Source organism: Pseudomonas sp. KH_050, assembly GCF_057838875.1.
Genome location: NZ_CM174478.1, coordinates 5,173,977 through 5,198,883 on the forward strand (window position 1 = coordinate 5,173,977; position 24,907 = coordinate 5,198,883).

At 59.8% G+C, this 24,907-nt stretch carries 19 protein-coding genes; 11 read left to right on the forward strand and 8 right to left on the reverse strand.

Annotated features, from left to right (window positions below):
• Window positions 1-30 precede the first annotated feature (30 nt).
• On the forward strand, window positions 31-1,464 hold the full coding sequence (locus AC3IUA_RS23745; protein WP_489357307.1) for a M48 family metalloprotease: 1,434 nt from the start codon (window positions 31-33) through the stop codon (window positions 1,462-1,464).
• A 138-nt stretch (window positions 1,465-1,602) separates the two neighbouring features.
• On the opposite strand, the gene AC3IUA_RS23750 is transcribed toward AC3IUA_RS23745, so the two are convergent.
• From AC3IUA_RS23750 to rpoE, 4 genes are all read right to left on the reverse strand, one after another.
• Window positions 1,603-3,033 (reverse strand): DegQ family serine endoprotease, encoded by a 1,431-nt coding sequence (locus AC3IUA_RS23750; RefSeq protein WP_489357308.1) that lies wholly within the window; start codon window positions 3,031-3,033, stop codon window positions 1,603-1,605.
• 271 nt (window positions 3,034-3,304) lie between these two features.
• Entirely contained in the window at window positions 3,305-4,264 is a 960-nt protein-coding gene (locus tag AC3IUA_RS23755) for a MucB/RseB C-terminal domain-containing protein (RefSeq protein WP_489357309.1), read from the reverse strand.
• A 12-nt stretch (window positions 4,265-4,276) separates the two neighbouring features.
• Window positions 4,277-4,858 (reverse strand): sigma-E factor negative regulatory protein, encoded by a 582-nt coding sequence (locus AC3IUA_RS23760; RefSeq protein ID WP_489357310.1) that lies wholly within the window; start codon window positions 4,856-4,858, stop codon window positions 4,277-4,279.
• Between the two features lie 36 nt (window positions 4,859-4,894).
• Window positions 4,895-5,473 carry an RNA polymerase sigma factor RpoE/AlgU gene (gene rpoE, locus AC3IUA_RS23765; protein ID WP_150642086.1) on the reverse strand — a complete coding sequence of 193 codons (579 nt, stop codon included), beginning with the start codon at window positions 5,471-5,473 and terminating at the stop codon, window positions 4,895-4,897.
• A 569-nt stretch (window positions 5,474-6,042) separates the two neighbouring features.
• Between rpoE and nadB the strand changes: the two genes are divergently transcribed.
• A complete protein-coding gene (gene nadB, locus AC3IUA_RS23770) occupies window positions 6,043-7,659 on the forward strand; it encodes an L-aspartate oxidase (RefSeq protein WP_489357311.1) in 1,617 nt (538 codons plus the stop codon).
• Here the strand turns inward: nadB and AC3IUA_RS23775 are convergent.
• Window positions 7,628-8,080 carry a protein YgfX gene (locus AC3IUA_RS23775; protein WP_489357312.1) on the reverse strand — a complete coding sequence of 151 codons (453 nt, stop codon included), beginning with the start codon at window positions 8,078-8,080 and terminating at the stop codon, window positions 7,628-7,630. The genes nadB and AC3IUA_RS23775 overlap by 32 nt on opposite strands.
• Window positions 8,064-8,318, reverse strand: coding sequence for an FAD assembly factor SdhE (locus tag AC3IUA_RS23780; RefSeq protein WP_489357313.1), 255 nt, complete (start codon window positions 8,316-8,318; stop codon window positions 8,064-8,066). The genes AC3IUA_RS23775 and AC3IUA_RS23780 overlap by 17 nt, the downstream gene beginning before the upstream one ends.
• Window positions 8,319-8,467: 149 nt before the next feature.
• Here AC3IUA_RS23780 and ygfZ point away from each other — a divergent pair, with 149 nt between their 5' ends.
• Entirely contained in the window at window positions 8,468-9,409 is a 942-nt protein-coding gene (gene ygfZ / locus AC3IUA_RS23785; protein ID WP_489357314.1) for a CAF17-like 4Fe-4S cluster assembly/insertion protein YgfZ, read from the forward strand.
• Window positions 9,410-9,445: 36 nt separating this feature from the next.
• Window positions 9,446-10,267 carry an HDOD domain-containing protein gene (locus AC3IUA_RS23790; protein ID WP_489357315.1) on the forward strand — a complete coding sequence of 274 codons (822 nt, stop codon included), beginning with the start codon at window positions 9,446-9,448 and terminating at the stop codon, window positions 10,265-10,267.
• A 181-nt stretch (window positions 10,268-10,448) separates the two neighbouring features.
• Here AC3IUA_RS23790 and AC3IUA_RS23795 read toward each other — a convergent pair whose 3' ends face one another.
• Complete coding sequence (locus tag AC3IUA_RS23795) at window positions 10,449-11,840, reverse strand: sensor histidine kinase (RefSeq protein ID WP_489357316.1); 1,392 nt, start codon at window positions 11,838-11,840, stop codon at window positions 10,449-10,451.
• Window positions 11,833-12,504 (reverse strand): response regulator, encoded by a 672-nt coding sequence (locus tag AC3IUA_RS23800; protein ID WP_489357317.1) that lies wholly within the window; start codon window positions 12,502-12,504, stop codon window positions 11,833-11,835. The genes AC3IUA_RS23795 and AC3IUA_RS23800 overlap by 8 nt, the downstream gene beginning before the upstream one ends.
• 234 nt (window positions 12,505-12,738) lie before the next feature.
• Here AC3IUA_RS23800 and AC3IUA_RS23805 point away from each other — a divergent pair, with 234 nt between their 5' ends.
• The 7 genes from AC3IUA_RS23805 to AC3IUA_RS23835 all read left to right on the forward strand — a co-directional run bounded on the left by AC3IUA_RS23805 (window position 12,739) and on the right by AC3IUA_RS23835 (window position 24,820).
• Window positions 12,739-14,031 (forward strand): OprD family porin, encoded by a 1,293-nt coding sequence (locus tag AC3IUA_RS23805; RefSeq protein ID WP_489357318.1) that lies wholly within the window; start codon window positions 12,739-12,741, stop codon window positions 14,029-14,031.
• 78 nt (window positions 14,032-14,109) lie between these two features.
• Entirely contained in the window at window positions 14,110-15,087 is a 978-nt protein-coding gene (locus tag AC3IUA_RS23810; protein ID WP_489357319.1) for a Bug family tripartite tricarboxylate transporter substrate binding protein, read from the forward strand.
• A gap of 58 nt (window positions 15,088-15,145) precedes the next feature.
• Window positions 15,146-15,604, forward strand: a complete 459-nt coding sequence (locus AC3IUA_RS23815) for a tripartite tricarboxylate transporter TctB family protein (protein WP_489357320.1) — start codon at window positions 15,146-15,148, stop codon at window positions 15,602-15,604.
• A 1-nt stretch (window position 15,605) separates the two neighbouring features.
• On the forward strand, window positions 15,606-17,120 hold the full coding sequence (locus AC3IUA_RS23820) for a tripartite tricarboxylate transporter permease (RefSeq protein ID WP_489357321.1): 1,515 nt from the start codon (window positions 15,606-15,608) through the stop codon (window positions 17,118-17,120).
• Complete coding sequence (locus tag AC3IUA_RS23825; protein WP_489357322.1) at window positions 17,113-18,141, forward strand: AbrB family transcriptional regulator; 1,029 nt, start codon at window positions 17,113-17,115, stop codon at window positions 18,139-18,141. The genes AC3IUA_RS23820 and AC3IUA_RS23825 overlap by 8 nt, the downstream gene beginning before the upstream one ends.
• Before the next feature lie 176 nt (window positions 18,142-18,317).
• A complete protein-coding gene (locus AC3IUA_RS23830) occupies window positions 18,318-21,389 on the forward strand; it encodes a hypothetical protein (protein WP_489357323.1) in 3,072 nt (1,023 codons plus the stop codon).
• A gap of 329 nt (window positions 21,390-21,718) precedes the next feature.
• Window positions 21,719-24,820 (forward strand): hypothetical protein, encoded by a 3,102-nt coding sequence (locus tag AC3IUA_RS23835; RefSeq protein WP_489357324.1) that lies wholly within the window; start codon window positions 21,719-21,721, stop codon window positions 24,818-24,820.
• The last annotated feature ends 87 nt before the right edge of the window (window positions 24,821-24,907 follow it).

A 24,907-nucleotide genomic window follows, 5' to 3' on the forward strand; every position in this document is an offset into this window, starting at 1 on the left:
GTAAGCTCTTTGTCGACTAAGGCTTTGTGCATGACTTTTTTGCGCCCTACCCTGCTGACGCTCGCTTGCCTGCTCGCCTCACCGGGCTTCGCCGACGACTTGCCGTCACTCGGTGACGCCAGTTCTGCCATCGTCTCGCCGCAGCAGGAACACCAATTGGGCCGTGCCTGGCTGGCGCTGTTACGCAGCCAGGTGTCTCAGCTCAACGACCCGCAACTCAAGGATTACGTCGAAACCAGCGTCTACAAGCTGGTAGAGACCAGCCAGCTCAACGATCGGCGCCTGGAATTCATTCTGATCAACAGCCCGCAACTCAACGCCTTTGCGGCGCCGGGCGGAATTGTCGGGGTCAACGGGGGGTTGTTCCTCAGCGCCCAGACCGAAGGCGAATACGCCTCGGTACTGGCGCACGAATTGGCTCACTTGTCGCAGCGCCACTTTGCTCGCGGCGTAGAAGCCCAGCAACGCATGCAGGTGCCGATGATGGCCGCGCTGCTGGCCGGGATCGTAATCGCCGCCGCCGGTGCCGGTGATGCAGGCATCGCCGCGATCGCCGGTACCCAGGCCGCAGCGATTCAGGAACAACGACGTTTCTCGCGCCAGAACGAGCAGGAAGCCGACCGAATCGGCATTCTCAACCTGGAAAAAGCCGGTTACGACCCACGTTCCATGCCGACCATGTTCGAACGGCTGATGCGCCAGTACCGCTTCGACGCCAAGCCACCGGAGTTCCTGCTGACTCACCCGGTCACCGAATCGCGGATCGCAGACACCCGCAACCGCGCCGAACAAGCCAGGCCGGGCGGCACCGAAGACAGCCTGCGCTATCAGCTGATTCGTGCTCGGGTCCAGCTGGTCTATGAAGAAACCCCCGGCCTGGGTGCCAAACGCTTTCGCGCCCAGCTCGATGAAAATCCAAAGAACGATGTGGCGCGCTACGGCCTGGCGATCGCCCAGATCAAGGGCGGACAGTTGAATGAGGCTCGAGAGAACCTCAAGCAGCTGCTGGCCAAGTCACCGAATGACATCACCTATAACCTGGCGCAGGTCGATCTGGATATCACCAACAATCGCCTGCCGGACGCCCAGTCACGGGTGGATCGGATGCTGACGCAATACCCAGGCAACTACCCGCTGAACGATGTGCGCGTCGACTTGCTGCTCAAGCAGAACCGCCCCGCCGATGCCGAGAAAGCGCTCGATAAGCTGCTCAAGACTCGCCCGGATGATCCAGATGTCTGGTACATGGTGGCGGAAACCCGTGGGCTGTCTGGCAATATCATCGGCCTGCATCAGGCCCGGGCCGAATATTTCGCGTTGGTCGGCGACTATCGTCAGGCCCTCCAGCAACTCGATTTCGCCAAGCGCCGGGCCGGCACCAACTTCCCGCTGTCTTCAAGAATCGATGCGCGGCAGCGGGAGTTGTTGGAGCAGGAGCAAATGGTCAAAGACATGATGGGTTGAGTGGTGGCCGTTTTTCCGCGATATCAAGGCTTTACTCGGTCGGTATAGGAGCTGCCACAGACTGCGATTTTTTGGCTACAAAAAAGCCCGCCTCTTTCGAGACGGGCTTTTTAATGTCGCAAATAAACGGTTACCCGGTTATTCCGCCAGTTTGAAGGTGATGAAGCTGGCACGACCCTGACGCAGAACGCGCATCGATACCGAACGATTCTTCGGCAGCGCCTTGGCGATCTCGGTGAAGTTCTTGGTCGAAGTGATCGCCTGATTGTTCAGGTGAGTGATCACATCGCCCGGCTGCAGGCCGATCAAGGCAGCAGGACCGTCCTGGACTTCCTTGATGATGACGCCACCCTTGAGGTCGTTGGCCTTCTTCTGTTCTTCGGTCAGTTCAACCACCGCAACACCCAGACGGTTACTGCTGCGCTCGACGCCGGATTTAGGCAGGGCGTCCAGTTCCTTGCCTTCTTCTGGAATAGCGCCGACGGTCAGCTCGACGTTTTTACGTTTACCCTCACGGATGACTTCGAGATTAGCCTTGGAGCCGGCCTTGAGTGCACCCACCAGGTGTGGCAGATCAGCAGACATGACGATCGGTTGATCATTCATGCTCAGGATCACGTCACCGACCTGCAGACCGCCCTTGGCTGCCGGACCGTCATCCTGGATCTGCGCCACCAGCGCACCGGCCGGCTTCTCCAGACCGAAGGACTCGGCGAGGTCCTTGCTCACTTCCTGGATCACCACACCCAGCCAGCCGCGGCTGACTTTGCCGCCGCTCTTCAACTGATTGGAGACGTCCATCGCCACATCGATCGGGATGGCGAACGACACGCCCATGAAGCCGCCGGAACGGGTGTAGATCTGCGAGTTGATACCAACCACTTCACCGGCCAGGTTGAACAGCGGACCGCCGGAGTTGCCCGGATTGATCGGTACGTCGGTCTGGATGAACGGCACATAGTTTTCATTCGGCAGGCTACGGCCGATGGCGCTGATAATGCCTTGGGTCACGGTATGGTCGAAACCAAACGGCGAGCCGATTGCCACTACCCACTGCCCGGCTTTCAGGTCCTGGGATTTGCCCAGTTTCAGAACCGGCAGGTCCTTGCCTTCAATCTTCAGCAGCGCCACGTCGGAACGTGGGTCAGTGCCGATCAGCTTGGCTTTCAACTCACTGCGATCGGCGAGACGCACGATGATTTCATCGGCATCGGCGATCACATGGTTGTTGGTCAGGATGTAGCCGTCAGTCGAGATAATGAAACCCGAACCCAGGGACTGGGCTTCGCGCTGACGATCGCCACGCGGTGAACGAGGCTGCTGAGGCATACCGCGCTCGAAAAACTCCCGCAGCATCGGCGGCAGGCCTTCCAGATCAGGCATTTGAGAACCTGAGACCTTGCGATCAGGCAGTTTTTGCGTGGTGCTGATATTCACTACTGCGGGCGAGGCTTGTTCGACCAGTTGCGTGAAATCCGGCAGCTCAGCCGCCTGGGCGGTGAGCGTCTGACCGAGCAACAATACGGTGGCGACAATGGATAAATATGACTTCAAGCGTGGAATCGACATACGGCTCCCGTTACGACGAGCATGGTTAAGCGATATGGAGCAAGAACACCGAGGAAATATACACCGGTACTTTTGTTCCGGGAACAACAAACAAGGCCAGAGCCGAGGGACTCTGACCTATAAAAAAATTCCGGGAGTTTTGCAAATTGAAATGCTCACCAAACATTTCGCGAACTCAATCGAGAGCTCAATCGAGAGCTCAATTGTGGAGTCGGCATTGACGACCTCCAACGCAACCAACAAGCGTTCTGATGAGCATTAATTCAACAGCTCACTGCTTGGATGCAGTGGCATTGTTGCGCATCGAAAGCGCAATCCGTTCAGCAGTGCCAATCGGAATTTCACCGACCACGGTCACCATCACCTCACCTTGCGGTGTGGTCAGGCGCCGCGAGACCGCGGCAGTCGGCCCCAGCTGGGTTCGAGTATCGGTGGCCACCTCGCCGTTCAAAGGCTCGAGGAACACCGAGAACCGCGCCAGGCCATCGTCGTACATCAGACTATTGACCAGGGTCTTGGTGTTCGAATCCCGGTGCGCAGAGCTACTGGTCAGTTCAAACCCTGGCGGTAGCCAGTCGGAATGCCAAGCCTGGGCAGCCTTCACCGCCGAAGCCTTGTCACTGTCCAGGGGTACAGGCTTGCACTCGGCACTGGCCTGCAGTTCATTGTCGCTGGGCACGTCGGCTGTATTGAGCTGGGTAAACTGGAAGCGTTCAAGCAACTGACCTTTGTCACTCAACAGCAATGACTTCAATGGCAGACCCGTTTCACGGTCCAGGTGCAGTTCGAACCCGTATCGATGCTGATCACGAGGCATCAGCGAGACAATGACCGCCGGCCGACCGGCCACGCGCGACTTGCCGATAACGGCAAGGTCGTACCAATTCTTGAGCTTTTGAGGATCCAGTGTGCGAGCGGAGGAGTCGGGGGCATTCCCAAGCCCTGCTATCAGAGTGCCGCTGACGCATTGAGTATGCCCATCAATGCGTACGACTTCCTGAGCCGAGCCGTCGAGCTGAAGCAAACGCTCGCGGACCTTGCCATCCTGGACACGGTGCCAGATGTTATGGGTAGAAAAACTACCGTTACGCTCGTAGACGAAAGTACCGTGGAAGCTTTGCTGTTGCTCGGCCTGGCCCAGACGTGTCAGCCAGTCCTGGGCTTCGTCGGCATGGGCTGGAACAATGAACCAGCCACCGAGCAGAAGCGCAAGTAGAGGTATGGCGCGCATGATCCTCCTTAATTAGCGATTTTCCAGGCTTGCCGCACGGGCATAAGGCAGAGCGCTTTCAGTGCCTTTGAGTGCAGCTTGTTGCGCATGTTGGCGCAAGTAACCTGGCAAACGCTGATTGCCTGGCTGAGCTTGAAGTACGCCGTTGGCCATAGGACCAGTGGCTTCCGAACTCTCACTATAGCCTGCCAACACCGCGGGACCCTTGACTTGCGGAACAGCCAGACCTGGTTGAGCCGATTGCTGAGCCAGTTCGACCCCGGCGATCTCATCCTGGTTGTACAGACGCACACCCGCCAGCACCGCAATAGTCACCGAAGCGGCAACCGCCAGACGCCCGAGGTTGCGCCATGGGCCACGCGTTGCCTTGGCAGGTACGGCTTCGTCAGCCAGAGCGGCAGAAACGGCCGCAGCGATATCCAGACGAGGGAGCAACAAATCTTTATGCATGACCGCACGAGCGACTTGGTAGCGAGCCCAGGTATCACGGGTTTCAACATCGTCAAAGGCATTCAATACCCGACGTAATTCAAGTTCGTCCGCTTCGTTATCCATCACTGCGGACAGCGATTCCTGCAGGGCTTCACGACTCATGGCGGTTTCCTCTCTTGGCTGTCGCCGCTGTCTCGGTTAATCCTGCAACAACGGCTGCAGGGCTTTGTCGATGGCTTCCCGAGCGCGGAAAATCCGGGAGCGCACGGTACCCACCGGACACTGCATGACGCTCGCAATGTCCTCGTAACTCAGACCATCGAATTCACGTAAAGTTAAGGCCGTACGTAAATCTTCTGGTAGTTGCTGAATGGTTCGATGGACGGTGCCTTCGATCTCATCCCGCAGCAACGCACGCTCTGGTGACTCGAGATCCTTGAGGCCATGATCGCCGTCGTAGAACTCCGCATCTTCAGAACTGACATCACTATCCGGCGGCCGGCGGCCGCGTGAAACCAGATAGTTCTTCGCCGTGTTGATGGCGATGCGGTACAACCACGTATAAAACGCACTGTCGCCGCGAAAATTACCAAGTGCACGGTATGCCTTGATAAAGGCTTCCTGTGCGACATCCTGGGCTTCATGGGTGTCGTGCACGAAACGCACGATCAACCCGAGAATTTTGTGCTGATATTTCAGCACTAACAGATCGAAAGCTCGCTTGTCGCCGCGCTGAACGCGCTCTACAAGCTGCTGATCCTCTTCCTGGGTTAGCATGAACACTCCTCGTTAAACCCGCAGGAGGCTTGCATTCCCAATCGATCAACCTTGCAAACATAGACTCGGGCTTTTCGCAAAAGTTCTCCCCCTCCAAGCAAGTTTCCTGCGTGCTCTGATTTGGCACGCACGAAAAGCGCAGCTCGGACAAAAAGCCGGCTGCGCGAATAATCTTGTTGTCGAATTCAGCTGCAAGGACTGGTATACCGGTCCTGCACGATTTCGACGCTGCCCCCTTCCTTCGGGCAACCTTCTATTGAGCCTGTCGGATCAGCAAAAGTTCCCATTATTTATAGCCTTGCGGTACGTATAGTGCGAAACCAAGAAGAGAAAAGAGTTGGTTCGTCCTCGATACAGTCGACTAATCGTCGATTTAACTGGTAAATCAACCGGCGCCTGCTCAAGCTGAGAACAACCTTTCAGCCACAGTAGTCTCACAATGCCACGACTGCCTGGCTATTGTGCCGATCCACCCCTCTATATACTAGGGGGCTGTGTGGCTGCCTGACTCGCCGATCCAGGTGTCTTGCGCCAACCCCGACCCGGGTCGCATTGAGCGGAATCCTGAAATGAGCCAACAGTTTCAACACGATGTTCTGGTGATTGGCAGCGGCGCTGCCGGTTTGAGCCTTGCGCTGACCTTGCCCGGTCACCTGCGCATTGCCGTATTGAGCAAGGGCGATCTCGCCAACGGCTCGACCTTCTGGGCCCAGGGCGGTGTTGCCGCCGTACTGGATGACACCGACACCATTGAGTCGCATGTCGATGACACGCTCAATGCCGGTGGCGGCCTGTGTCATGAAGATGCGGTGCGCTTTACCGTCGAGCATAGCCGCGAGGCTATCCAGTGGCTGATCGACCAGGGCGTGCCCTTCACCCGCGATGAACAATCCGGCACCGAAGACGGCGGATTCGAGTTTCATCTGACCCGCGAAGGCGGTCACAGTCACCGACGCATCATCCATGCCGCCGATGCCACCGGCGCGGCGATTTTCAAGACGTTGCTGGACCAGGCCAAACAACGGCCGAACATCGAACTGCTGGAACAACGGGTTGCCGTCGATCTGATCACTGAAAAACGCCTGGGCCTGGACGGCGAACGCTGCCTTGGCGCCTACGTGCTCAACCGCGGCACCGGCGAAGTCGACACCTATGGCGCACGCTTCACCATCCTGGCCTCCGGTGGCGCAGCAAAAGTCTATCTCTATACCAGCAACCCCGACGGCGCCTGCGGTGACGGCATCGCCATGGCCTGGCGCGCGGGTTGCCGGGTGGCGAACCTGGAGTTCAACCAATTCCACCCTACCTGCCTGTATCACCCGCTGGCCAAGAGTTTTCTGATCACCGAGGCCCTGCGCGGCGAAGGTGCGCACCTGAAGCTGCCCAATGGCGAACGCTTCATGCAGCGCTTCGACCCTCGAGCCGAACTGGCGCCGCGGGACATCGTCGCCCGCGCCATCGACCATGAGATGAAACGCCTGGGCGTCGATTGCGTGTACCTGGACATCAGCCACAAACCGGAAGCGTTCATCAAGAGCCACTTTCCGACCATGTATGAGCGCTGCCTGGAATTCTCCATCGACATCACCAAACAGCCGATCCCGGTGGTTCCGGCGGCGCACTACACCTGCGGCGGGGTAATGGTCGATCAACAGGGCCGTACCGATGTGCCTGGCCTGTACGCCATCGGCGAAACCAGCTTCACCGGCCTGCACGGCGCCAACCGCATGGCCAGCAACTCGTTGCTGGAGTGTTTCGTCTATGCCCGTTCGGCAGCGGCGGACATTCTTGAGCAACTGCCGCATATCGGGGACTCTCTCGCCCTGCCCGCCTGGGATGCCAGCCAGGTCACCGACTCCGACGAAGACGTGATCATTGCGCACAACTGGGATGAACTTCGGCGTTTCATGTGGGACTACGTCGGGATCGTGCGCACCAACAAGCGCCTGCAACGGGCCGAGCATCGTGTGCGCCTGCTGCTCGATGAGATCGATGAGTTCTACAGCAACTACAAGGTCAGCCGGGATTTGATCGAGTTGCGCAACCTGGCCCAGGTGGCCGAGTTGATGATTCGCTCAGCCATGGAGCGCAAGGAAAGCCGCGGCCTGCACTACACCCTCGATTACCCGGACATGCTGCCGGTTGCCCTCGACACTATTCTGGTGCCGCCCACCTACGTCGACTGAATTTGAGTCGAACCCGCAGGCGTCGGTGCAGATCCGCCGCCTGCGAGTCATGCGGCACGCAGATCGCCCGCAACCGCCACTCACCGCGCAGACGAAAACGCAACACCACGATCAGCGGCAAGGCCAGGCTGTCGGGGCGTAACTGCACCGGCTGCCAGCCATTGGCGGCATTCCACAGTTGCCAGCCGTCGGCATCCCGGCGCAAACCGCGGAAAGCCGAAGGATGAGTCAACAGAATCTGCCGTGGCAGCGCCCACAGGCCATGGGCCAGGCACAAGGCAACCCCGGACAGGCTCGCCCAGATCGGTATCGATAGCAGCAACAGCGAACCCAGCGCGAACAGCTGGGCCAGGAGATAAGCCGCCAGCAACCGCCGAGAGGCATGCCAGCGGCATTCGAAATGATTACTTGGGCTGGACACGGTCCAGAATCATTCGGACCATGCGCTGCAGCTCAGGATCTTGCGATTCGGCACGTTCCATGAACCAGCCGAACATGTCCTGATCTTCGCATTCGAGCAGTCTGACGTAGCAAGCGCGATCAACCTCGTTGAGGTGCGGGTAAACCTCCTTCACGAATGGCACCAGCAATACGTCCAGCTCAAGCATGCCGCGGCGGCTGTGCCAGTAGAGGCGGTTCAGTTCAACATCTTCGACCATGGAGCGCTCCTCAAATAGAGCGCAAGTATACAGCCCGGGGCCGCAACGAACACTCGGCTTTGGTCGGCCATCCGCTATCCTTTGTTAACTACCCATTTCATGGGCGCCCCCTTATGATGTCCTCCAGACTTTTTGACCTGCGATGACCCATGGCTGATTCCGCTTTTTTCTGCACCTTGTCTCACGAAGGCGTTCTCGCCGTTCGCGGCCCGGACGCCAGCAAGTTCCTTCAGGGGCAACTGACCTGCAACCTCAATTACCTGAGCGACACCCTGGCCAGCCTCGGCGCCCGCTGTACCCAGAAAGGTCGCATGCAGTCGAGCTTTCGCATCCTGATGCAAGGCGATGGCTTCCTGCTGGCGATGGCCACCGAGCTGCTGGAGCCGCAACTGGCGGACCTGAAAAAGTACGCGGTGTTCTCCAAATCGAAGTTGACTGACGAAAGCGCCGCCTGGGTTCGCTTCGGCCTCGGCCAGGCGGATACCGCACTGGCCGCGCTGGGGCTTGAGCTGCCAGCGGAAACCGACGCCGTAGTGCGCGCCAATGGCCTGATCGCAATTCGCATATCCCCTGACCGAGCCGAACTCTGGGCGGCAGCGGATCAGGCCCGAACCCTGCACGATCAACTGTCCGCGCAACTGGTCGAGGGCGATCTGAATCAGTGGTTGCTGGGGCAGGTTCGCGCCGGCATCGGCCAAGTCATGCCCACTACCCGCGAACTGTTCATTCCGCAGATGCTCAATCTGCAAGCCGTCGGCGGCGTGAGCTTCAAGAAAGGCTGCTACACCGGCCAGGAAATCGTCGCGCGCATGCAGTACCTGGGCAAACTCAAGCGTCGGCTGTATCGCCTGCAACTGGACGCCAGTGAACTGCCTGAACCCGGCGCGCAGTTGTTTTCCCCGACCCACGGCAGCTCCATCGGCGAAGTAGTGATTGCCGCCCAGGCCGGGCAAGGCATTGAACTGCTGGCCGTGCTGCAAGCCGAAGCCGCTGACGGTGGGATCATCCATCTTGGCGCGCTAGAGGGGCCCGCCCTGCAACTGCTCGACCTGCCTTACCAACTGGACCGTGATCGCGAAATCCAGCGTTAATTGCAGCACCCTTTTGCAACACCCTAGAGAACAGAAATGAGCGAGCTGGCGGAAAAGGTCCAACAGGATTTGGTTGAGGCCATCTATAACGATGACCTGGTTCTGCCAACGTTACCGGAAGTGGCCCTGAGGATTCGCCGGGCCGCTGAAGATCCGGATATCAGCGCCAGCACCCTGAGCAAGGTGATTGGCCGCGATACCGCGCTGTCGGCGCGCCTGATCAAAGTGGTCAACAGTCCGTTGCTGCGGGCGGCCCAGGAAGTGACCGATCTGCATACCGCGGTCAGCCGGCTGGGCGTCAACTACAGCAGCAACCTCGCCATCGGTCTGGTCATGGAGCAGATTTTCCATGCCCGCTCCGAGGTGGTGGAGCAAAAAATGCGAGAAATCTGGCGCAACAGCCTGGAGGTGGCCGGCGTCAGTTATGTCCTGTGCCGCAGCCATACTCAATTGAAGCCGGATCAAGCGGCGCTTGGCGGCCTGGTGCATCAGATCGGTGTACTGCCGATCCTGACCTACGCCGAAGATCACTATGAGCTGCTCTCGGACCCGGTCAGCCTCAACCATGTGATCGAACACATTCATCCATTGCTTGGCGACAAGCTGCTCAGCGTCTGGGAGTTTCCGGAAATGCTGATGAAGTTGCCCGGGCAATACCTGGACTTCAAGCGCCAGTCAGAGAAGGTCGACTATGTCGATCTGGTGCAGATCGCGACGCTGTGCTGTCATAAAAATACCGAGCACCCGCTGGCCAGGATCGACGTTATCAACGTGCCGGCCTTCAAAAAGCTCGGCATTGATCCCGAAAACAAAGTGATGTGCAGCGATCTGGAAGACGCGCGGTCGATGTTTTATTAATCACGATTGCGACTTGGGCAAATTGTGGCGAGGGGGCTTGCCCCCGTTCGGCTGCGAAGCAGTCGTAAAACCAGAGAATGCGGTGTGTCTGACACAGCGGGGTTGCAGATTTCAGGGCCGCTTCGCGACCCAGCGGGGGCAAGCCCCCTCGCCACAGGTGTTGTGTTCCACTTGCAAAATCTCAGCCCTCCCCCGCCACAAAACTCACCCGCACCTTCAACCCCGCCTGCGCGCCATCGTGCAGGCTGATCTGCGCCAGATGGGCGCGGCAGATTTCACCGACAATCGCCAGGCCCAGCCCTGAACCCGCACCCTGCTGGCTGCTTCGGTAAAAACGCTCGAACACCCGATCACGCTCCCCCTGGGGAATCCCCGGCCCGTCATCTTCGACCTCGAGCACCGCCGGGGCTGTCACCCGCAGGATTACATTGCCACCCGGCGGGGTATGGGCCAAGGCGTTATCCACCAGGTTGCTCAAGAGTTCATTAAGCAAGGTCGGCTCGCCCCGCAACCACACCGGTTCATCCGCCTCGAGTGCCAAGGCAACGCCGCGGGCGTGAGCCAGCGGCGCCATTGCCATCCCCAGTTCACGGGCCAATTGGCTGAGATCGAGCAACTGCGCGCCACCTTCGGCAATCGCCCGGGCGCCGTTTTCGATGCGGGCCAGCGAGAGCAGTTGGTTGGCCAGATGTGTCAACCGGTCGGTGCCTTGGGCGGCGCTTTCCAGTGTGCTGCGCCAGGTCTCGGGCTCCTTCGCGCGCAGGCCCAACTCCAGTCGCGCCTTGAGCGCCGCCAGTGGTGTGCGTAATTCATGGGCGGCATCGGCAATAAACTGCGCCTGACGCTCGAACTGTCCGCGCAAGCGCTCGGTAAAATGGTTGAGCGCACGCACCAGCGGCCACAGCTCATGTTGCACTTCCACCAGCGGCAAGGGCCGCAAATCATCCGGCTGGCGCTCTTCCACCGCCGTGCGCAAGCGTTCCAGCGGCCGCAACGCCGCGCTGACCGCAAACCACACCAGCATCAGGGCGCCGATCGCCAGCATGCCCAGGCGCAGCAGGGTATCGGCCGCCAGACTGCGAGCCATGCTGACCCGCGCCTCGTCCGTCTCCGCCACACGAATTTCCGCCATGCCGTTCATGTTCGGCTCGCTGACAGGCTTGAGCAGGCTCACCACCCGCACATTCTGCCCCTGGTATTTGGCGTTATAGAAACGCGCCAGCGCCGGATAATCGTCAGTGCGCGGCGTACCGGGTGGTGGCCCGGGCAGGTTTTCGTAGCCGGAAATCAGTTTCTGGTGAATGTCGTTGACCTGGTAATAAATCCGCCCGGCGCTGTCGTAGGCAAAGGTGTCGAGTGCGACATAGGGCACATCGGCGCTGAGGCTGCCATCGCGCTGGGACAGGCCGGCGGCAATGGTTCGCGCCGAGGCCAGCAAGGTCCGGTCATAGGCGGTGTCGGCGGCTTCCCGACCATTCCAGTAAGCACTCAAACCACTGGCCAGCATCAACACCACCAGCAGCAGCGCGAGGTTCCACAGCAACCGCCAACGCAGACTGCTGGGCTTATGCATCGCGGGTTTCCAGCAGGTAGCCAAGCCCTCTGAAGGTGACGATAGCCACCGACTGACCATCGAGTTTCTTGCGCAGGCGGTGGACGTAGATCTCGATTGCATCGGGGCTCGCCTCTTCGTCGAGGCCAAACACCTGGGAGGCCAGTTGCTCCTTGCTCATCACCCGCCCGGGCCTGGCGATCAAGGCTTCGAGCACCGCCTGCTCACGGGAGGTCAGCGTGAGCAAGTCATCGCCGAGGGTAAAGCGTCGAGTGTCCAAGTCATACACCAGGCCCCCGCAACGCTGCTGCCGCTCGCCGCCGAGCACACTGCGACGCAGCAGTGCCTTGACCCGCGCTTCCAGTTCAGTGAGCTCAAAGGGTTTGGCCAGGTAATCGTCGGCACCGAGGTTGAGCCCATGGACCCGATCCTTGACGTCGCTGCGGGCGGTCAACATCAGCACCGGCAGGTTTTTCCCGCGCCCGCGCAATCGCGCGAGCACCTCGAAACCATCCATGCGCGGCAGGCCGACGTCGAGGATAACCATCGCGTATTCCTCGCTGCTCAGGGCCAGGTCGGCGGCCACCCCATCGTGCAGCACATCGACGGTCAGACCGGTGCTTTTCAGCGCCTGGGCGACACTTTCGGCCAGCTGCAGATGGTCTTCGACAAGAAGAACACGCATGGTTTTGTACCTCGTTCAGGGATGGACGACGCCATTCTTTGGCGCGGAGTTTACAGCTGCATCCGCCACTGTGAAGCCTGGAAATATTCAAAGTCCGTTGAAAGGTTAGCGAAAGGTTGGCCCGTTAGAGTCCGGTTACGGACAGTTTCGACTGCCGTGACTATTTGAAGGGTAGTGACCGAAAAACGCCTCGAAGCGTTTTCGCCAATAAGAACAATAACGGAGTACTTCACCATGCTGTCCACGCAGCCACAGGCTCGCCCGCCTGCCCGCTTATCCCGCCTCAGCCAGACCGCCCTTGCCAGCGCCACCGCCCTCGCAAGCTTTTCGCCGCTCAGCCACGCCGCTTTCTTCGAAGACAGTAGCGCCACGCTGGAAACCCGCAACATGTATTTCAACCGCGACTTTCGCGACGGCACCAGCGCCCAGCAATCCAAGCGTGACGAATGGGCCCAGGGCTTCATGCTCAACCTGCAATCGGGCTACACCGAGGGGACTGTAGGCTTCGGCGTCGACGCGCTGGGCATGCTCGGAGTCAAGCTCGACTCCAGCCCCGACCGCACCGGTACCGGCCTGTTGCCGACCCACGATGACGGGCGTGCCGCCGACGAGTACTCCAAGCTCGGCCTGACCGGCAAGGTGAAAATTTCCGCCACCGAACTGAAGATCGGCAGCCTGTTCCCGGAACTGCCGATCCTCAAGGCCAACGACGGGCGCATTCTGCCGCAGACCTTCGAGGGTGGTCTGCTGACCTCTAAAGAAATCAAAAACCTGACCTTCACCGGCGGGCGTCTGGACCAGGCCAAGGATCGCGATGACAGCAACTACGAGGACATCGCCCTCAACAACAAGAACGGCCGCTTCGTATCGGGTGCCACCGGCGAGCATTTCGACTTTGGCGGCCTGGATTACAAGTTCACCGACAAGATCACCGCCAGCTACCACTACGCCCAACTCGATGAGGTGTACAACCAACACTTCATTGGCCTGGTCGCTTCGCAACCTTTAGGCCCTGGTACTTTCGCCAGCGACCTGAGACTGGCCATCAGTGACGACCAGGGCGCGGCCCGTGGCGGCAACATCGACAACAAATCCCTTAACGGCCTGCTCAGCTATGCCTTGAACGGGCATAAACTCAGCGCCGGTTATCAGCACATGTCTGGCGACAGCGCCTTCCCCTATGTCGATGGCAGCGATCCGTACCTGGTCAACTTCGTCCAGATCAACGACTTCGCCGAAGCCGAAGAACGCTCCTGGCAGGCCCGTTACGACTATGACTTCGTCAAACTCGGCATTCCCGGTCTGAGTTTCATGAGCCGTTACATCAGCGGTGACAACATCAAGCTGAAAAACGGTGACTCGGGCAAAGAGTGGGAGCGTAACAGCGAGATCAAATACGTCGTGCAAAGCGGCACCCTCAAGGACGTTGCGGTGCGCCTGCGCAATGCCACCTACCGCTCCAACTACTCGGCCCGCGACGCGGATGAAGTGCGTTTGCTGGTCAGCTATAGCGTTGCCCTTTGGTAATTGATTCATACCGCCAAGGGCAAAAGTTCGCAGCCTGCGGCAGCTCCAACCAAAACAACAACTCCTGTGGAGACGACGATGAACCTATCACTGCGTAAAGTTGCCCTGGCCGCCAGCTGCATGCTGTTCGCCGGCCAATTACTCGCCGAGCCGAAGCGCCCGGAATGCATCGCCCCAGCCTCGCCGGGCGGTGGTTTCGACCTGACCTGCAAACTGGCGCAAAGCGCGCTGGTCAACGAAAAACTGCTGAGCAAGCCGATGCGCGTGACCTACATGCCCGGCGGCGTCGGTGCGGTGGCCTACAACGCGGTGGTCGCTCAGCGCCCGGCCGATGCCGGCACGCTGGTGGCGTGGTCCAGCGGTTCGCTGCTGAACCTGGCCCAGGGCAAATTCGGTCGTTTCGATGAAACCAACGTTCGTTGGCTGGCGGCCGTTGGCACCAGTTATGGCGCTATCGCAGTGAAAAACGATTCGCCTTACAAGTCGCTGGACGATCTGGTTCAGGCGCTGAAGAAAGACCCAAGCAAAGTGGTGATCGGCTCCGGCGGCACCGTCGGCAGCCAGGACTGGATGCAGACCGCGCTGATCGCCAAGGCTGCCGGGATCAATCCGCGCGACCTGCGTTATGTCGCCCTCGAAGGCGGCGGCGAAATCGCCACCGCGCTGCTCGGCGGCCACATCCAGGTCGGCAGCACCGACATCTCCGACTCCATGCCGCACATCCAGAGCGGTGACATGCGCCTGCTCGCAGTGTTCTCCGACAAGCGTCTGGACGAACCGGAAATGAAGGACATCCCGACCGCCAGGGAACAGGGCTACGACATTGTCTGGCCGGTGGTGCGCGGTTTCTACCTCGGGCCAAAGGTCAGCGATGAAGACTACGCCTGGTGGAAAGACGCCTTCGACAAACTGCTGGCCTCGGAAGACTTCGCCAAGCTGCGCGATCAGCGTGAACTGTTCCCTTTCGCCATGACCGGCCCCGAGCTGGACACCTACGTGAAGAAACAGGTCGCCGACTACAAGGTGCTGGCCAAAGAGTTCGGTTTGATCCAGTGATCGCCCCTGTCTAGCGGTTGCGCCCCTGGGCTTCAGGGGCGCAACCCAGGAGTTTCCCATGCTCTTACAACGCATCTTCGCTTCGGTGCTGCTGCTGATCTGTGTCGGCCTGACACTGATGGCGTGGCCGTATCAGGCGGCCTTTTCCTACGAACCTGTGGGCCCGCGGGCCTTCCCCTTACTGATGCTCGGCTTGATGGGGCTGGGCCTGGCATACATGATTTTTCGCCCGAGTCCCATCGTGCACAGCGACGACGATCCGCCACTGGATCGCGAAACCCTGAACAAGATCGGCCTTTGCGTGGTGTTGCTGCTGGTGTTCGCGGGCCTGTTCGAACCCTTGGGCTTCATCCTCAGCAGCATCCTGATCGGCATTCCGATGGCGCGCCTGTACGGCGGTCGCTGGCTGCCCAGCGTGCTGATCATCAGCCTGATGAGCATCGGCCTTTACCTGCTGTTCGACAAAGTGATGGACGTGCCGCTGCCTCTGGGGCTGCTCGACGTTCTGGAGAACTGATATGGATACTCTCGGTTATTTGAGCCACGGCTTCGGCGTCGCATTGACCCCCTACAACCTGGTGACTGCCTTGTCCGGGACCCTGATCGGCACCGTCGTCGGCCTGCTGCCGGGCCTGGGTCCGATCAATGGCGTGGCGTTGCTGATCCCGATCGCCTTTGCCCTTGGCCTGCCACCAGAATCAGCACTGATCCTGCTGGCGGCGGTGTACCTGGGTTGCGAATACGGTGGCCGGATCAGCTCGATCCTGCTGAACATTCCAGGCGAGGCGTCCACCGTAATGACCACCCTCGACGGCTACCCGATGGCCCGTCAGGGCATGGCCGGCGTGGCGTTGTCGTTGTCGGCGTGGAGTTCGTTCATCGGCGCGTTCATTGCCACCTGCGGCATGGTCGTGTTCGCCCCGATCCTGGCGAAATGGGCGATTGCCTTCGGTCCGGCGGAGTACTTCGTGCTGATGGTCTTCGCGATTGTCTGCCTCGGCGGTATGGCCGGTAATCGTCCGCTGAAGACGTTTATCGCGGCGTTGATCGGGTTGTTTCTGTCGTGTGTCGGCATCGACGCCAACAGCGGCGTGTACCGTTTCACCGGTGACAATCTGCACCTCACCGATGGCATTCAGTTCGTGGTGCTGGTGTTGGGCCTGTTCTCCATCAGTGAGATTCTCCTGCTGCTGGAAAAAACCCATCGCGGTCAGGAAGCGTTCAAAGCGACCGGGCGCATGATGTTCAACTTCAAGGAAGCCGCGTCAGTGTTTGCGGTGAACCTCCGTTGCGGCGTGCTCGGCTTTATCATGGGCGTATTGCCGGGTGCCGGCGCAACGCTGGCCAGTGCTGTGGCCTACATGACCGAGAAGCGCATCGCCGGCGACAGCGGCACGTTCGGCCAGGGCGACAAACGCGGCCTCGCCGCCCCGGAAACCGCGATCGGCGCAGAGGCCTGCGGCGCGCTGGTGCCCATGCTGACCCTCGGCGTTCCAGGCTCGGGCACCACGGCGGTGATGATCGGCGCGCTGTCGCTGTACAACATCACCCCGGGTCCGTTGCTGTTCGAGCAACAACCGGACATCGTCTGGGGCCTGATCGCTTCGTTGTTCATCGCCAACATCATGCTGGTGATCCTCAACATCCCGATGATCCGCATTTTCACCCGCATCCTTGCCGTGCCGAACTGGGCACTGGTGCCGATGATCGCGATCATCACCGGGATCGGTGTCTACGCGGTGCATGCCACCACCTTCGATCTGTTCCTGATGATCGGTATCGGTATCTTCGGCTACATCCTGCGCAAGCTCGACTTTCCGCTATCGCCGGTGCTGTTGGGCTTCATCCTCGGTGGTTTGATGGAACAGAACCTGCGTCGGGCACTGTCGATTTCCAACGGCGCGCTGGAGATTCTCTGGTCGAGCCCGATCACCATGACTGTCTGGGCGCTGGTCGCGGTGATGTTGCTGGTGCCGATTCTGCGGATCTGGCGCAAACGTTCCGTGCAGCGTCGTGCCCTGGCCGATGTCTGAGGCCACCTTCAAGACCTGGTGGGGAACCCCGCTGGTCGGTCTGCTTGGCGGTTACCTTGCCAGCCAGATCGGCTGGCCGTTGCCGTGGATGGTCGGCTCGTTGCTGGCGATCATCCTCGTGCGCTGCCTGACACCCTGGCAACTGGCGGAAATCCCTGGCGGGCGCAAATGCGGCCAGTGGATCGTCGGCATCGGCATCGGCCTGCACTTCACCCCGGTGGTGATGGAGCAGGTACTGAGCCACTTCGGTCTGATCTTCTTCGGTGCGCTGGTCACCAGCCTGTCCGCTGTGGTCGGGGTCTGGTTGATGCGCCGTACCGGGGAGGATCGCGCCACCGCATTCTTTTCCAGCATGCCCGGCGGCTCCGGGGAGATGGTCAACCTCGGCGCCCGCAATGGCGCGGTGCTCAGCCGGGTGGCGGCGGGGCAGAGTCTGCGGGTGCTGGTGGTGGTGCTGTGCGTGCCGGCGGCGTTCAAGTATTTGCTGGGCGACGGTGCGCCGGTTTTTCATCCTTCGGCCGTCAACGGGTGGTGGCTGGCCCTCCTGTTCCCGGCAGGCGCGTTGGCTGCCTGGCTCTGGGAACGCCTTCGTCAACCCAACCCCTGGCTATTCGGGCCGTTGCTGGTGAGTGCGGCGGTGAGCATCGGTTGGGATCTGCATATCGGCTTGCCCGACGGCGGTAGCCAGATTGGCCAATGGTTGATCGGCAGCGGGCTGGGTTGTCACTTCAACCGGCAGTTTTTCCGCCGCGCGCCATCGTTCATGGGCCGGACCTTGATCGGCACGGCATTGACCATGCTGATCGCCGCCCTCGCGGCACTCGGCCTGAGCGCCCTGACTCAACTGGATCTACGTTCCCTGACGCTGGGCATGATGCCCGGCGGGATTGCCGAGATGAGCCTGACCGCCGAAACCCTGCAACTGTCGGTACCCCTGGTGACGGCGATGCAGGTGATGCGCTTGTTGTTTGTGCTGTTTCTCGCCGAGCCGTTGTTCAGGTACTGGAACAGATCGCCATAGTATTCAAGGACGAGCGATTCATCGGTATGGGCCGAGCGGGTTCATACCGTTCGTCGCTACTGTCATTTCTGTCAGCTATCCACACTCCCCCTCTACGGCGCTAAATCGTCTTCACGACCGCGCCCCTACCGTTCGGGTTTTCGGGTCGTTTCCTCTGTCATCTCAGGACGCCGAACATGGACCAGGAACAGCTCCCCGCAGGACCGCTCGACTTACTGCCCGTACGCTTCTCGCCCGAGAATACCGGTGTGGGCTCGGAATACACGTTCGACCTGTCCACCCCCGAACACTACACGCCCGTGCCGTTCAACCAGCTGCCACTCTATATTCCCGGCCTGACCACACCCGTGGTCGGCTTCGACGGCGGGATCAATCTCGCCGCCCTGGACACCCATCGCGACAAGGGCTTGCTGTGCGTTCTGCTGCCTTACCTGGACATGGCCGCACTGGATTTTGTCGAACTGTTCTGCCGCGATCTCACCACGCCAGTGGCCTTTCACACCGTGACCACGGACGAAGCCGAAAAGGGCTTGCTGATTCCCCTGGCCATTCCCCGCGCACGCCTGCCCGACGGGACGATCGAGTCGGTGTTTTTCCGGGTCACGCGGAGCGGCGGAGGAGAGGACGAAACCCGACGCTTCAGGCTCAAAATCGACACCGTGGCCCCCGCCGGGCGTGACCCGGTGCCCAGTACGCCCTGGCACGCCAACCTGGCCCCGCCCGAGCCGGAACTGGAGTTCGTCGACGAGGCGGCAGCGGGTCGAGGGGTAAAGGTGAGCATTCCCTTCTACCCGCTCGACAGCAGCCAACCCGTCAATACCCACCGCGCCGTGCGCGATCGCATTCGCCTGAGCATCGGCGGGGTGATCATCGAACACTTGGTCACCGAGGGCGAGGCGGCCGGCCGCGAACCGATCGTGATCTGGGTGTATGCCGGCACCTGGTCGCAGATCGGCAGCGGATCCCACGTCTGCGAGTACGAAATCGTCGACGAGGTGGGCAACTATTCCCTGGGCTGGTCGCCGGCGGTGTTCATCGAGGTCGAACTGGATGACGGCGCTGAACCGCTGCTGCCCGAGTGCTACATCTTCGAAGCCCCGGACGACATCCTCGATGCGGATGAGCGCGACGGCGAAGACGCCACCCTCGAGGTCGCCGTGCATCGTTTCGACTATGTCGTGGGCGATCTGATTCGGGTGAGGGCCAGGGGGCGCACGGTGGAGGGCGTCACCGTCGACACGTTCTATGAACACCGGGTCACGGTCACCGGGCGCAATGCACGCATCCCCTACCCCTTCGAGGATTTTCTGCTGCTGGTCGGCGGGCGTGTGGTGTTGTCGTATGAACGCATCCGCGCCGGCGTTCCCAACCGTCGTTCACGCAGCACTATTGTCCAGGTCATCGGCACGCCGGTCGGCATCGGCCTGCCACCGCCGAGTGTGGACGAAGCCCCGGACGGCGTCCTGCCGCCGGAGTCGTTGTTTGTCACCGTGAGAATTGACGCGTACACCGGCCAGGATCCTTTCGATCTGGTCACCCTGGTCCTGTACGGCACCTATGCCACCGGCACGGGGCATTATTACCGGGAGATCGACGATGTGGCCGGCAACGGCAACATCACCTTCCGCCTGATGAATGGGGCCAATGGCGACATCGCCCAACTCGAAGGCGGCAGCCTCAGGCTCTACTACCTCGTGACCGGTGCCGGAGGGACCCGCCCGTCGCGGGATCTGCTGCTCGATGTCGGCCAGCCCCAGGCCTCGTTGCCCGAACCCGCCGTGGATCAGGCACCGCCACCGGACTATGTGTTCGATCCGCAGCAGTCCCTGGGCGATGCGCGCATTCTGGTCCGGGCGCACACCGCTATCCGCGAAAACGACACCATCACCCTGCACTTCGAAGGCAGCGCCGTCGGCGGCAGTGCACCGCCGCAACCCTTCAAGGTACTGGCCCATTGGGTCGGCCGCGACTTGCCGTTCAGCGTTCTGCGTACCTATGTCCTGGCCAACCTCAACGGCTCGGCACGGATCTACTACACCCTCAGCCGGGACAACGAACGCACGCGGTTTTCCCATGCGGTCCCAATGAAAGTCGGTGCCGCGCTGGACCTGGACGTCCCCGAAGTACTGGAAGCCACGAAGACCGGCCCCATGAGTGCCCAGATCAATCCGCTGCATGTCGACAGTCCTCCGGTGTTCACGGTTCGTGTGCGATATGCGCCGATGCTGGCCACCGATGACATCACCGTGTTCCTGATCGGCAAGCCTGGCTTCACCGCACCGATCATCAACCCACAACCGGGAAATCCTGGTCAGGGATATGTCGACTTCAAAACGTCCAGCTCCAGTATTGCGGCCCACCTGGGTCAGATCCTTAAAGTGGGCTACCAAGTCAGACGCCAAGGCGCTACCACGGACTCTGACGAACTAGACCTGCGGGTGCAGGCGTTTGATGAGTTGTCGCCCAATCCACTGCCCTTCCCGACCATCAACGGCATCGCTTCAGGCGGGACGCTGGACCTGAACGACTTCACCGGCGATGCACTCGCTGCCGTGGCGAAATGGCCTTTGAGTGGAGCCGGACAACGCGTGTGGTTGTTTTGCAGTGCAGGCAGCAACGTGTTGCGGGTGCTGGATGGTTATGCGATCACCTCGGCCGAAGCGGCGAATGGGCTGGTCAACAAAGCGGTGTTGCGCAGCTGGTTAGAGGATCTGCCTGAAAACAGCCAGATCACCGTCACCTGCAAGGTGACTTTTGACGGCAGTACAGTTGAAGCGCAGGCAGTGGGCTTTCCAACAAGTAATTATACTGTGACATATGATGTACTTGAGACTTTTGAAAGTGCACCCTTCGACACATATTTCACCATGCAGTCACCTTTAGTCCTTCCAGCAATGACGATTTACCCCGTACCCGGGAGAGGGATTATTGGAGTTGCGACGTCTCCCGATATGTTTTTTAGTGGACAACTTATTTGGGTACTGGGCTCCCCTGAGCTTCACATAGTATTAAACAACCCAAGAAACTACGTAAAGCTTGCCTTGCACGGGCGCCAATTCAGTTCAGAATATCCTACGAAACTTGATTTTTTTGATGAGCAAGGACAAAAAATTCACGGATATACAGCACCTGCGGGAAGACAATTTGCAGAGTATAGAAGCCCTCTCGGGAGAAAAATAAAATCGTGGACGATAACGAATACCGTACGACAGGACTTGTTCGTAGATAACATAACACTGACCAATTAACCGTTAATTTTCGACCATAGGACCTAAAACCGATACTCAAACCGCAGTAAAACCGGGACAGATTTATTTAAACCATAAATCCGCCCCGGCTTTTCGGGTGTTCTCCTGTGCCTACAGGAATTCATCGGCAAACTATGTTCTCCTGAGAGCTTCCTGGCTGTACTCCTCCAGACTACAGACCGCCTGTCCCCAACCACAACCGTTCGTCGCTACTGTCATTTCTGTCAGCTATCCACACTCCCCCTCTACGGCGCTAAATCGTCTTCACGACCGCGCCCCCATCGTTCGGGTTTTCGGGTCGTTTCCTCTGTCATCTCAGGACGCCGAACATGGACCAGGAACAGCTCCCCGCAGGACCGCTCGACTTACTGCCCGTACGCTTCTCGCCCGAGAATACCGGTGTGGGCTCGGAATACACGTTTGACCTGTCCACCCCCGAACACTACACGCCCGTGCCGTTCAACCAGCTGCCACTCTATATTCCCGGCCTGACCACGCCTGTGGTCGGCTTCGACGGCGGGATCAATCTCGCCGCCCTGGACACCCATCGCGACAAGGGCTTGCTGTGCGTTCTGCTGCCTTACCTGGACATGGCCGCACTGGATTTTGTCGAACTGTTCTGCCGCGATCTCACCACGCCAGTGGCCTTTCACACCGTGACCACGGACGAAGCCGAAAAGGGCTTGCTGATTCCCCTGGCCATTCCCCGCGCACGCCTGCCCGACGGGACGATCGAGCCGGTGTTTTTCCGGGTCACGCGGAGCGGCGGAGGAGAGGACGAAACCCGACGCTTCAGGCTCAAAATCGACACCGTGGCCCCCGCCGGGCGTGACCCAGTGCCCAGTACGCCCTGGCACGCCAACCTGGCCCCGCCCGAGCCGGAACTGGAGTTCGTCGACGAGGCGGCAGCGGGTCGAGGGGTAAAGGTGAGCATTCCCTTCTACCCGCTCGACAGCAGCCAACCCGTCAATACCCACCGCGCCGTGCGCGATCGCATTCGCCTGAGCATCGGCGGGGTGATCATCGAACACTTGGTCACCGAGGGCGAGGCGGCCGGCCGCGAACCGATCGTGATCTGGGTGTATGCCGGCAGTTGGACCCAGATCGGCAGCGGATCCCACGTCTGCGAGTACGAAATCGTCGACGAGGTGGGCAACTATTCCCTGGGCTGGTCGCCGGCGGTGTTCATCGAGGTCGAACTGGATGACGGCGCTGAACCGCTACTGCCCGAGTGCTACATCTTCGAAGCCCCGGACGACATCCTCGATGCGGATGAGCGCGACGGCGAAGACGCCACCCTCGAGGTCGCCGTGCATCGTTTCGACTATGTGGTGGGCGATCTGATTCGGGTGAGGGCCAGGGGGCGCACGGTGGAGGGGGTCACCGTCGACACGTTCTATGAACACCGGGTCACGGTCACCGGGCGCAATGCACGCATCCCCTACCCCTTCGAGGATTTTCTGCTGCTGGTCGGCGGGCGCGTGCAGCTGTCCTATGAGCGCATCCGCACCGGCGTTCCCAACCGTCGTTCACACAGCACTATCGTCCAGGTCATCGGCACGCCCGTCGGCATCGGCCTGCCACCGCCGCGCGTGGACGAAGCCCCGGACGGCGTCCTGCCGCCGGAGTCGTTGTTTGTCACCGTGAGAATTGACGCGTACACCGGCCAGGATCCTTTCGATCTGGTCACCCTGGTCCTGTACGGCACCTATGCCAACGGCACGGGGCATTATTACCGGGAGATCGACGATGTGGCCGGCAACGGCAACATCACCTTCCGCCTGATGAATGGGGCCAATGGCGACATCGCCCAACTCGAAGGCGGCAGCCTCAGGCTCTACTACCTCGTGACCGGTGCCGGAGGGACCCGCCCGTCGCGGGATCTGCTGCTCGATGTCGGCCAGCCCCAGGCCTCGTTGCCCGAACCCGCCGTGGATCAGGCACCGCCACCGGACTATGTGTTCGATCCGCAGCAGTCCCTGGGCGATGCGCGCATTCTGGTCCGGGCGCACACCGCTATCCGCGAAAACGACACCATCACCCTGCACTTCGAAGGCAGCGCCGTCGGCGGCAGTGCACCGCCGCAACCCTTCAAGGTACTGGCCCATTGGGTCGGCCGCGACTTGCCGTTCAGCGTTCTGCGTACCTATGTCCTGGCCAACCTCAACGGCTCGGCACGGATCTACTACACCCTCAGCCGGGACAACGAACGCACGCGGTTTTCCCATGCGGTCCCAATGAAAGTCGGTGCCGCGCTGGACCTGGAGGTGCCCGAAGTACTGGAAGCCACGAAGACCGGCCCCATGAGTGCCCAGATCAATCCGCTGCATGTCGACAGTCCTCCGGTGTTCACGGTTCGTGTGCGATATGCGCCGATGCTGGCCACCGATGACATCACCGTGTTCCTGATCGGCAAGCCCGGCTTCACCGCACCGATCATCAACCCACAACCGGGAAATCCTGGTCAGGGATATGTCGACTTCAAAACGTCCAGCTCCAGTATTGCGGCCCACCTGGGTCAGATCCTTAAAGTGGGCTACCAAGTCAGACGCCAAGGCGCTACCACGGGTTCTGACGAACTGAACCTGAGGGTGCAGGCGTTTGATGAATTACCGGGCAATCCGCTGCCGCCTGTGACGGTTGTGGAAGAGATCGATGGGGTACTCGATGCTTCAGGCGCTGTCACCGTCAAGGTTGAGCAATGGCCCTTCTTCAAGGCTGGACTCGCGGTATGGATCTATCTGGAGGGCTCCAAGGCTGGTAATGCAGCCCACAACCTCACTTTGCGTAATGGTACGCCAGTGAGTGCGACGGAGTTCAACCAAAAATTTGTGCAGAATAGCGTACCAAGGAGTTACCTGAATGAATTGCTTCATGATAGTGAACTCACTATAAAGTGCCAGGTATCGGTACACAGCAACAATGACGAATCAAACCTGATCTCACTACCAGAACTTAAGCTTACTGCATTTACACAGCCCTTCTTCTTAGAAGAAAACTTTGATCACTTGGTGAACGAGACAGTACGCCCAGGAGAAAGCCTCAATATTCCGAGTATGAAAATAGAGTACTCGCGAGGTCCTGAGTATGGAGTCATATATAATGGCCCTAGCGCTCCGGGATTCAACGCCGGAAGGGTATATGGAACAAACACTGGCTATGGCTCGCATCCCGTTGAAAGCACTTCCAGAATTACACTAACCTCCAGTAGCCGCAGGATTAGATTTGCATGCGCCTTCCAGAAAGAACCCGTACATGTAATTTATTTTGATTCTCAAGGAATAAACATTGGAGAGAGAAAGCTGGCAATGAACCCTAATGAAATACATAGCTATATTGATTTCACTGCCCCCTCTGGAGAAAGAATAAAATCTGTTGAAATCACTACTGGAGACAACTGCAATTTAGACCTCTTCACTTTCACGAAGTAACAATGAAAAAGCCCCATTTCTCGCGAAATGGGGCATTTTTACCGCTATGTTGGATGAAACATGGCCGCTACAAAACGCCCTTGTTCA

Excerpts from the sequence above, each read along its gene's own strand:
- AC3IUA_RS23745 (WP_489357307.1), top strand. The coding sequence starts at position 31 with ATGACTTTTTTGCGCCCTACCCTGCTGACGCTCGCTTGCCTGCTCGCC.
- AC3IUA_RS23750 (WP_489357308.1), bottom strand. The coding sequence starts at position 3,033 with ATGTCGATTCCACGCTTGAAGTCATATTTATCCATTGTCGCCACCGTA.
- AC3IUA_RS23755 (WP_489357309.1), bottom strand. The coding sequence starts at position 4,264 with ATGCGCGCCATACCTCTACTTGCGCTTCTGCTCGGTGGCTGGTTCATT.
- AC3IUA_RS23760 (WP_489357310.1), bottom strand. The coding sequence starts at position 4,858 with ATGAGTCGTGAAGCCCTGCAGGAATCGCTGTCCGCAGTGATGGATAAC.
- rpoE (WP_150642086.1), bottom strand. The coding sequence starts at position 5,473 with ATGCTAACCCAGGAAGAGGATCAGCAGCTTGTAGAGCGCGTTCAGCGC.
- nadB (WP_489357311.1), top strand. The coding sequence starts at position 6,043 with ATGAGCCAACAGTTTCAACACGATGTTCTGGTGATTGGCAGCGGCGCT.
- AC3IUA_RS23780 (WP_489357313.1), bottom strand. The coding sequence starts at position 8,318 with ATGGTCGAAGATGTTGAACTGAACCGCCTCTACTGGCACAGCCGCCGC.
- ygfZ (WP_489357314.1), top strand. The coding sequence starts at position 8,468 with ATGGCTGATTCCGCTTTTTTCTGCACCTTGTCTCACGAAGGCGTTCTC.
- AC3IUA_RS23790 (WP_489357315.1), top strand. The coding sequence starts at position 9,446 with ATGAGCGAGCTGGCGGAAAAGGTCCAACAGGATTTGGTTGAGGCCATC.
- AC3IUA_RS23795 (WP_489357316.1), bottom strand. The coding sequence starts at position 11,840 with ATGCATAAGCCCAGCAGTCTGCGTTGGCGGTTGCTGTGGAACCTCGCG.
- AC3IUA_RS23800 (WP_489357317.1), bottom strand. The coding sequence starts at position 12,504 with ATGCGTGTTCTTCTTGTCGAAGACCATCTGCAGCTGGCCGAAAGTGTC.
- AC3IUA_RS23805 (WP_489357318.1), top strand. The coding sequence starts at position 12,739 with ATGCTGTCCACGCAGCCACAGGCTCGCCCGCCTGCCCGCTTATCCCGC.
- AC3IUA_RS23810 (WP_489357319.1), top strand. The coding sequence starts at position 14,110 with ATGAACCTATCACTGCGTAAAGTTGCCCTGGCCGCCAGCTGCATGCTG.
- AC3IUA_RS23815 (WP_489357320.1), top strand. The coding sequence starts at position 15,146 with ATGCTCTTACAACGCATCTTCGCTTCGGTGCTGCTGCTGATCTGTGTC.
- AC3IUA_RS23820 (WP_489357321.1), top strand. The coding sequence starts at position 15,606 with ATGGATACTCTCGGTTATTTGAGCCACGGCTTCGGCGTCGCATTGACC.
- AC3IUA_RS23825 (WP_489357322.1), top strand. The coding sequence starts at position 17,113 with ATGTCTGAGGCCACCTTCAAGACCTGGTGGGGAACCCCGCTGGTCGGT.
- AC3IUA_RS23830 (WP_489357323.1), top strand. The coding sequence starts at position 18,318 with ATGGACCAGGAACAGCTCCCCGCAGGACCGCTCGACTTACTGCCCGTA.
- AC3IUA_RS23835 (WP_489357324.1), top strand. The coding sequence starts at position 21,719 with ATGGACCAGGAACAGCTCCCCGCAGGACCGCTCGACTTACTGCCCGTA.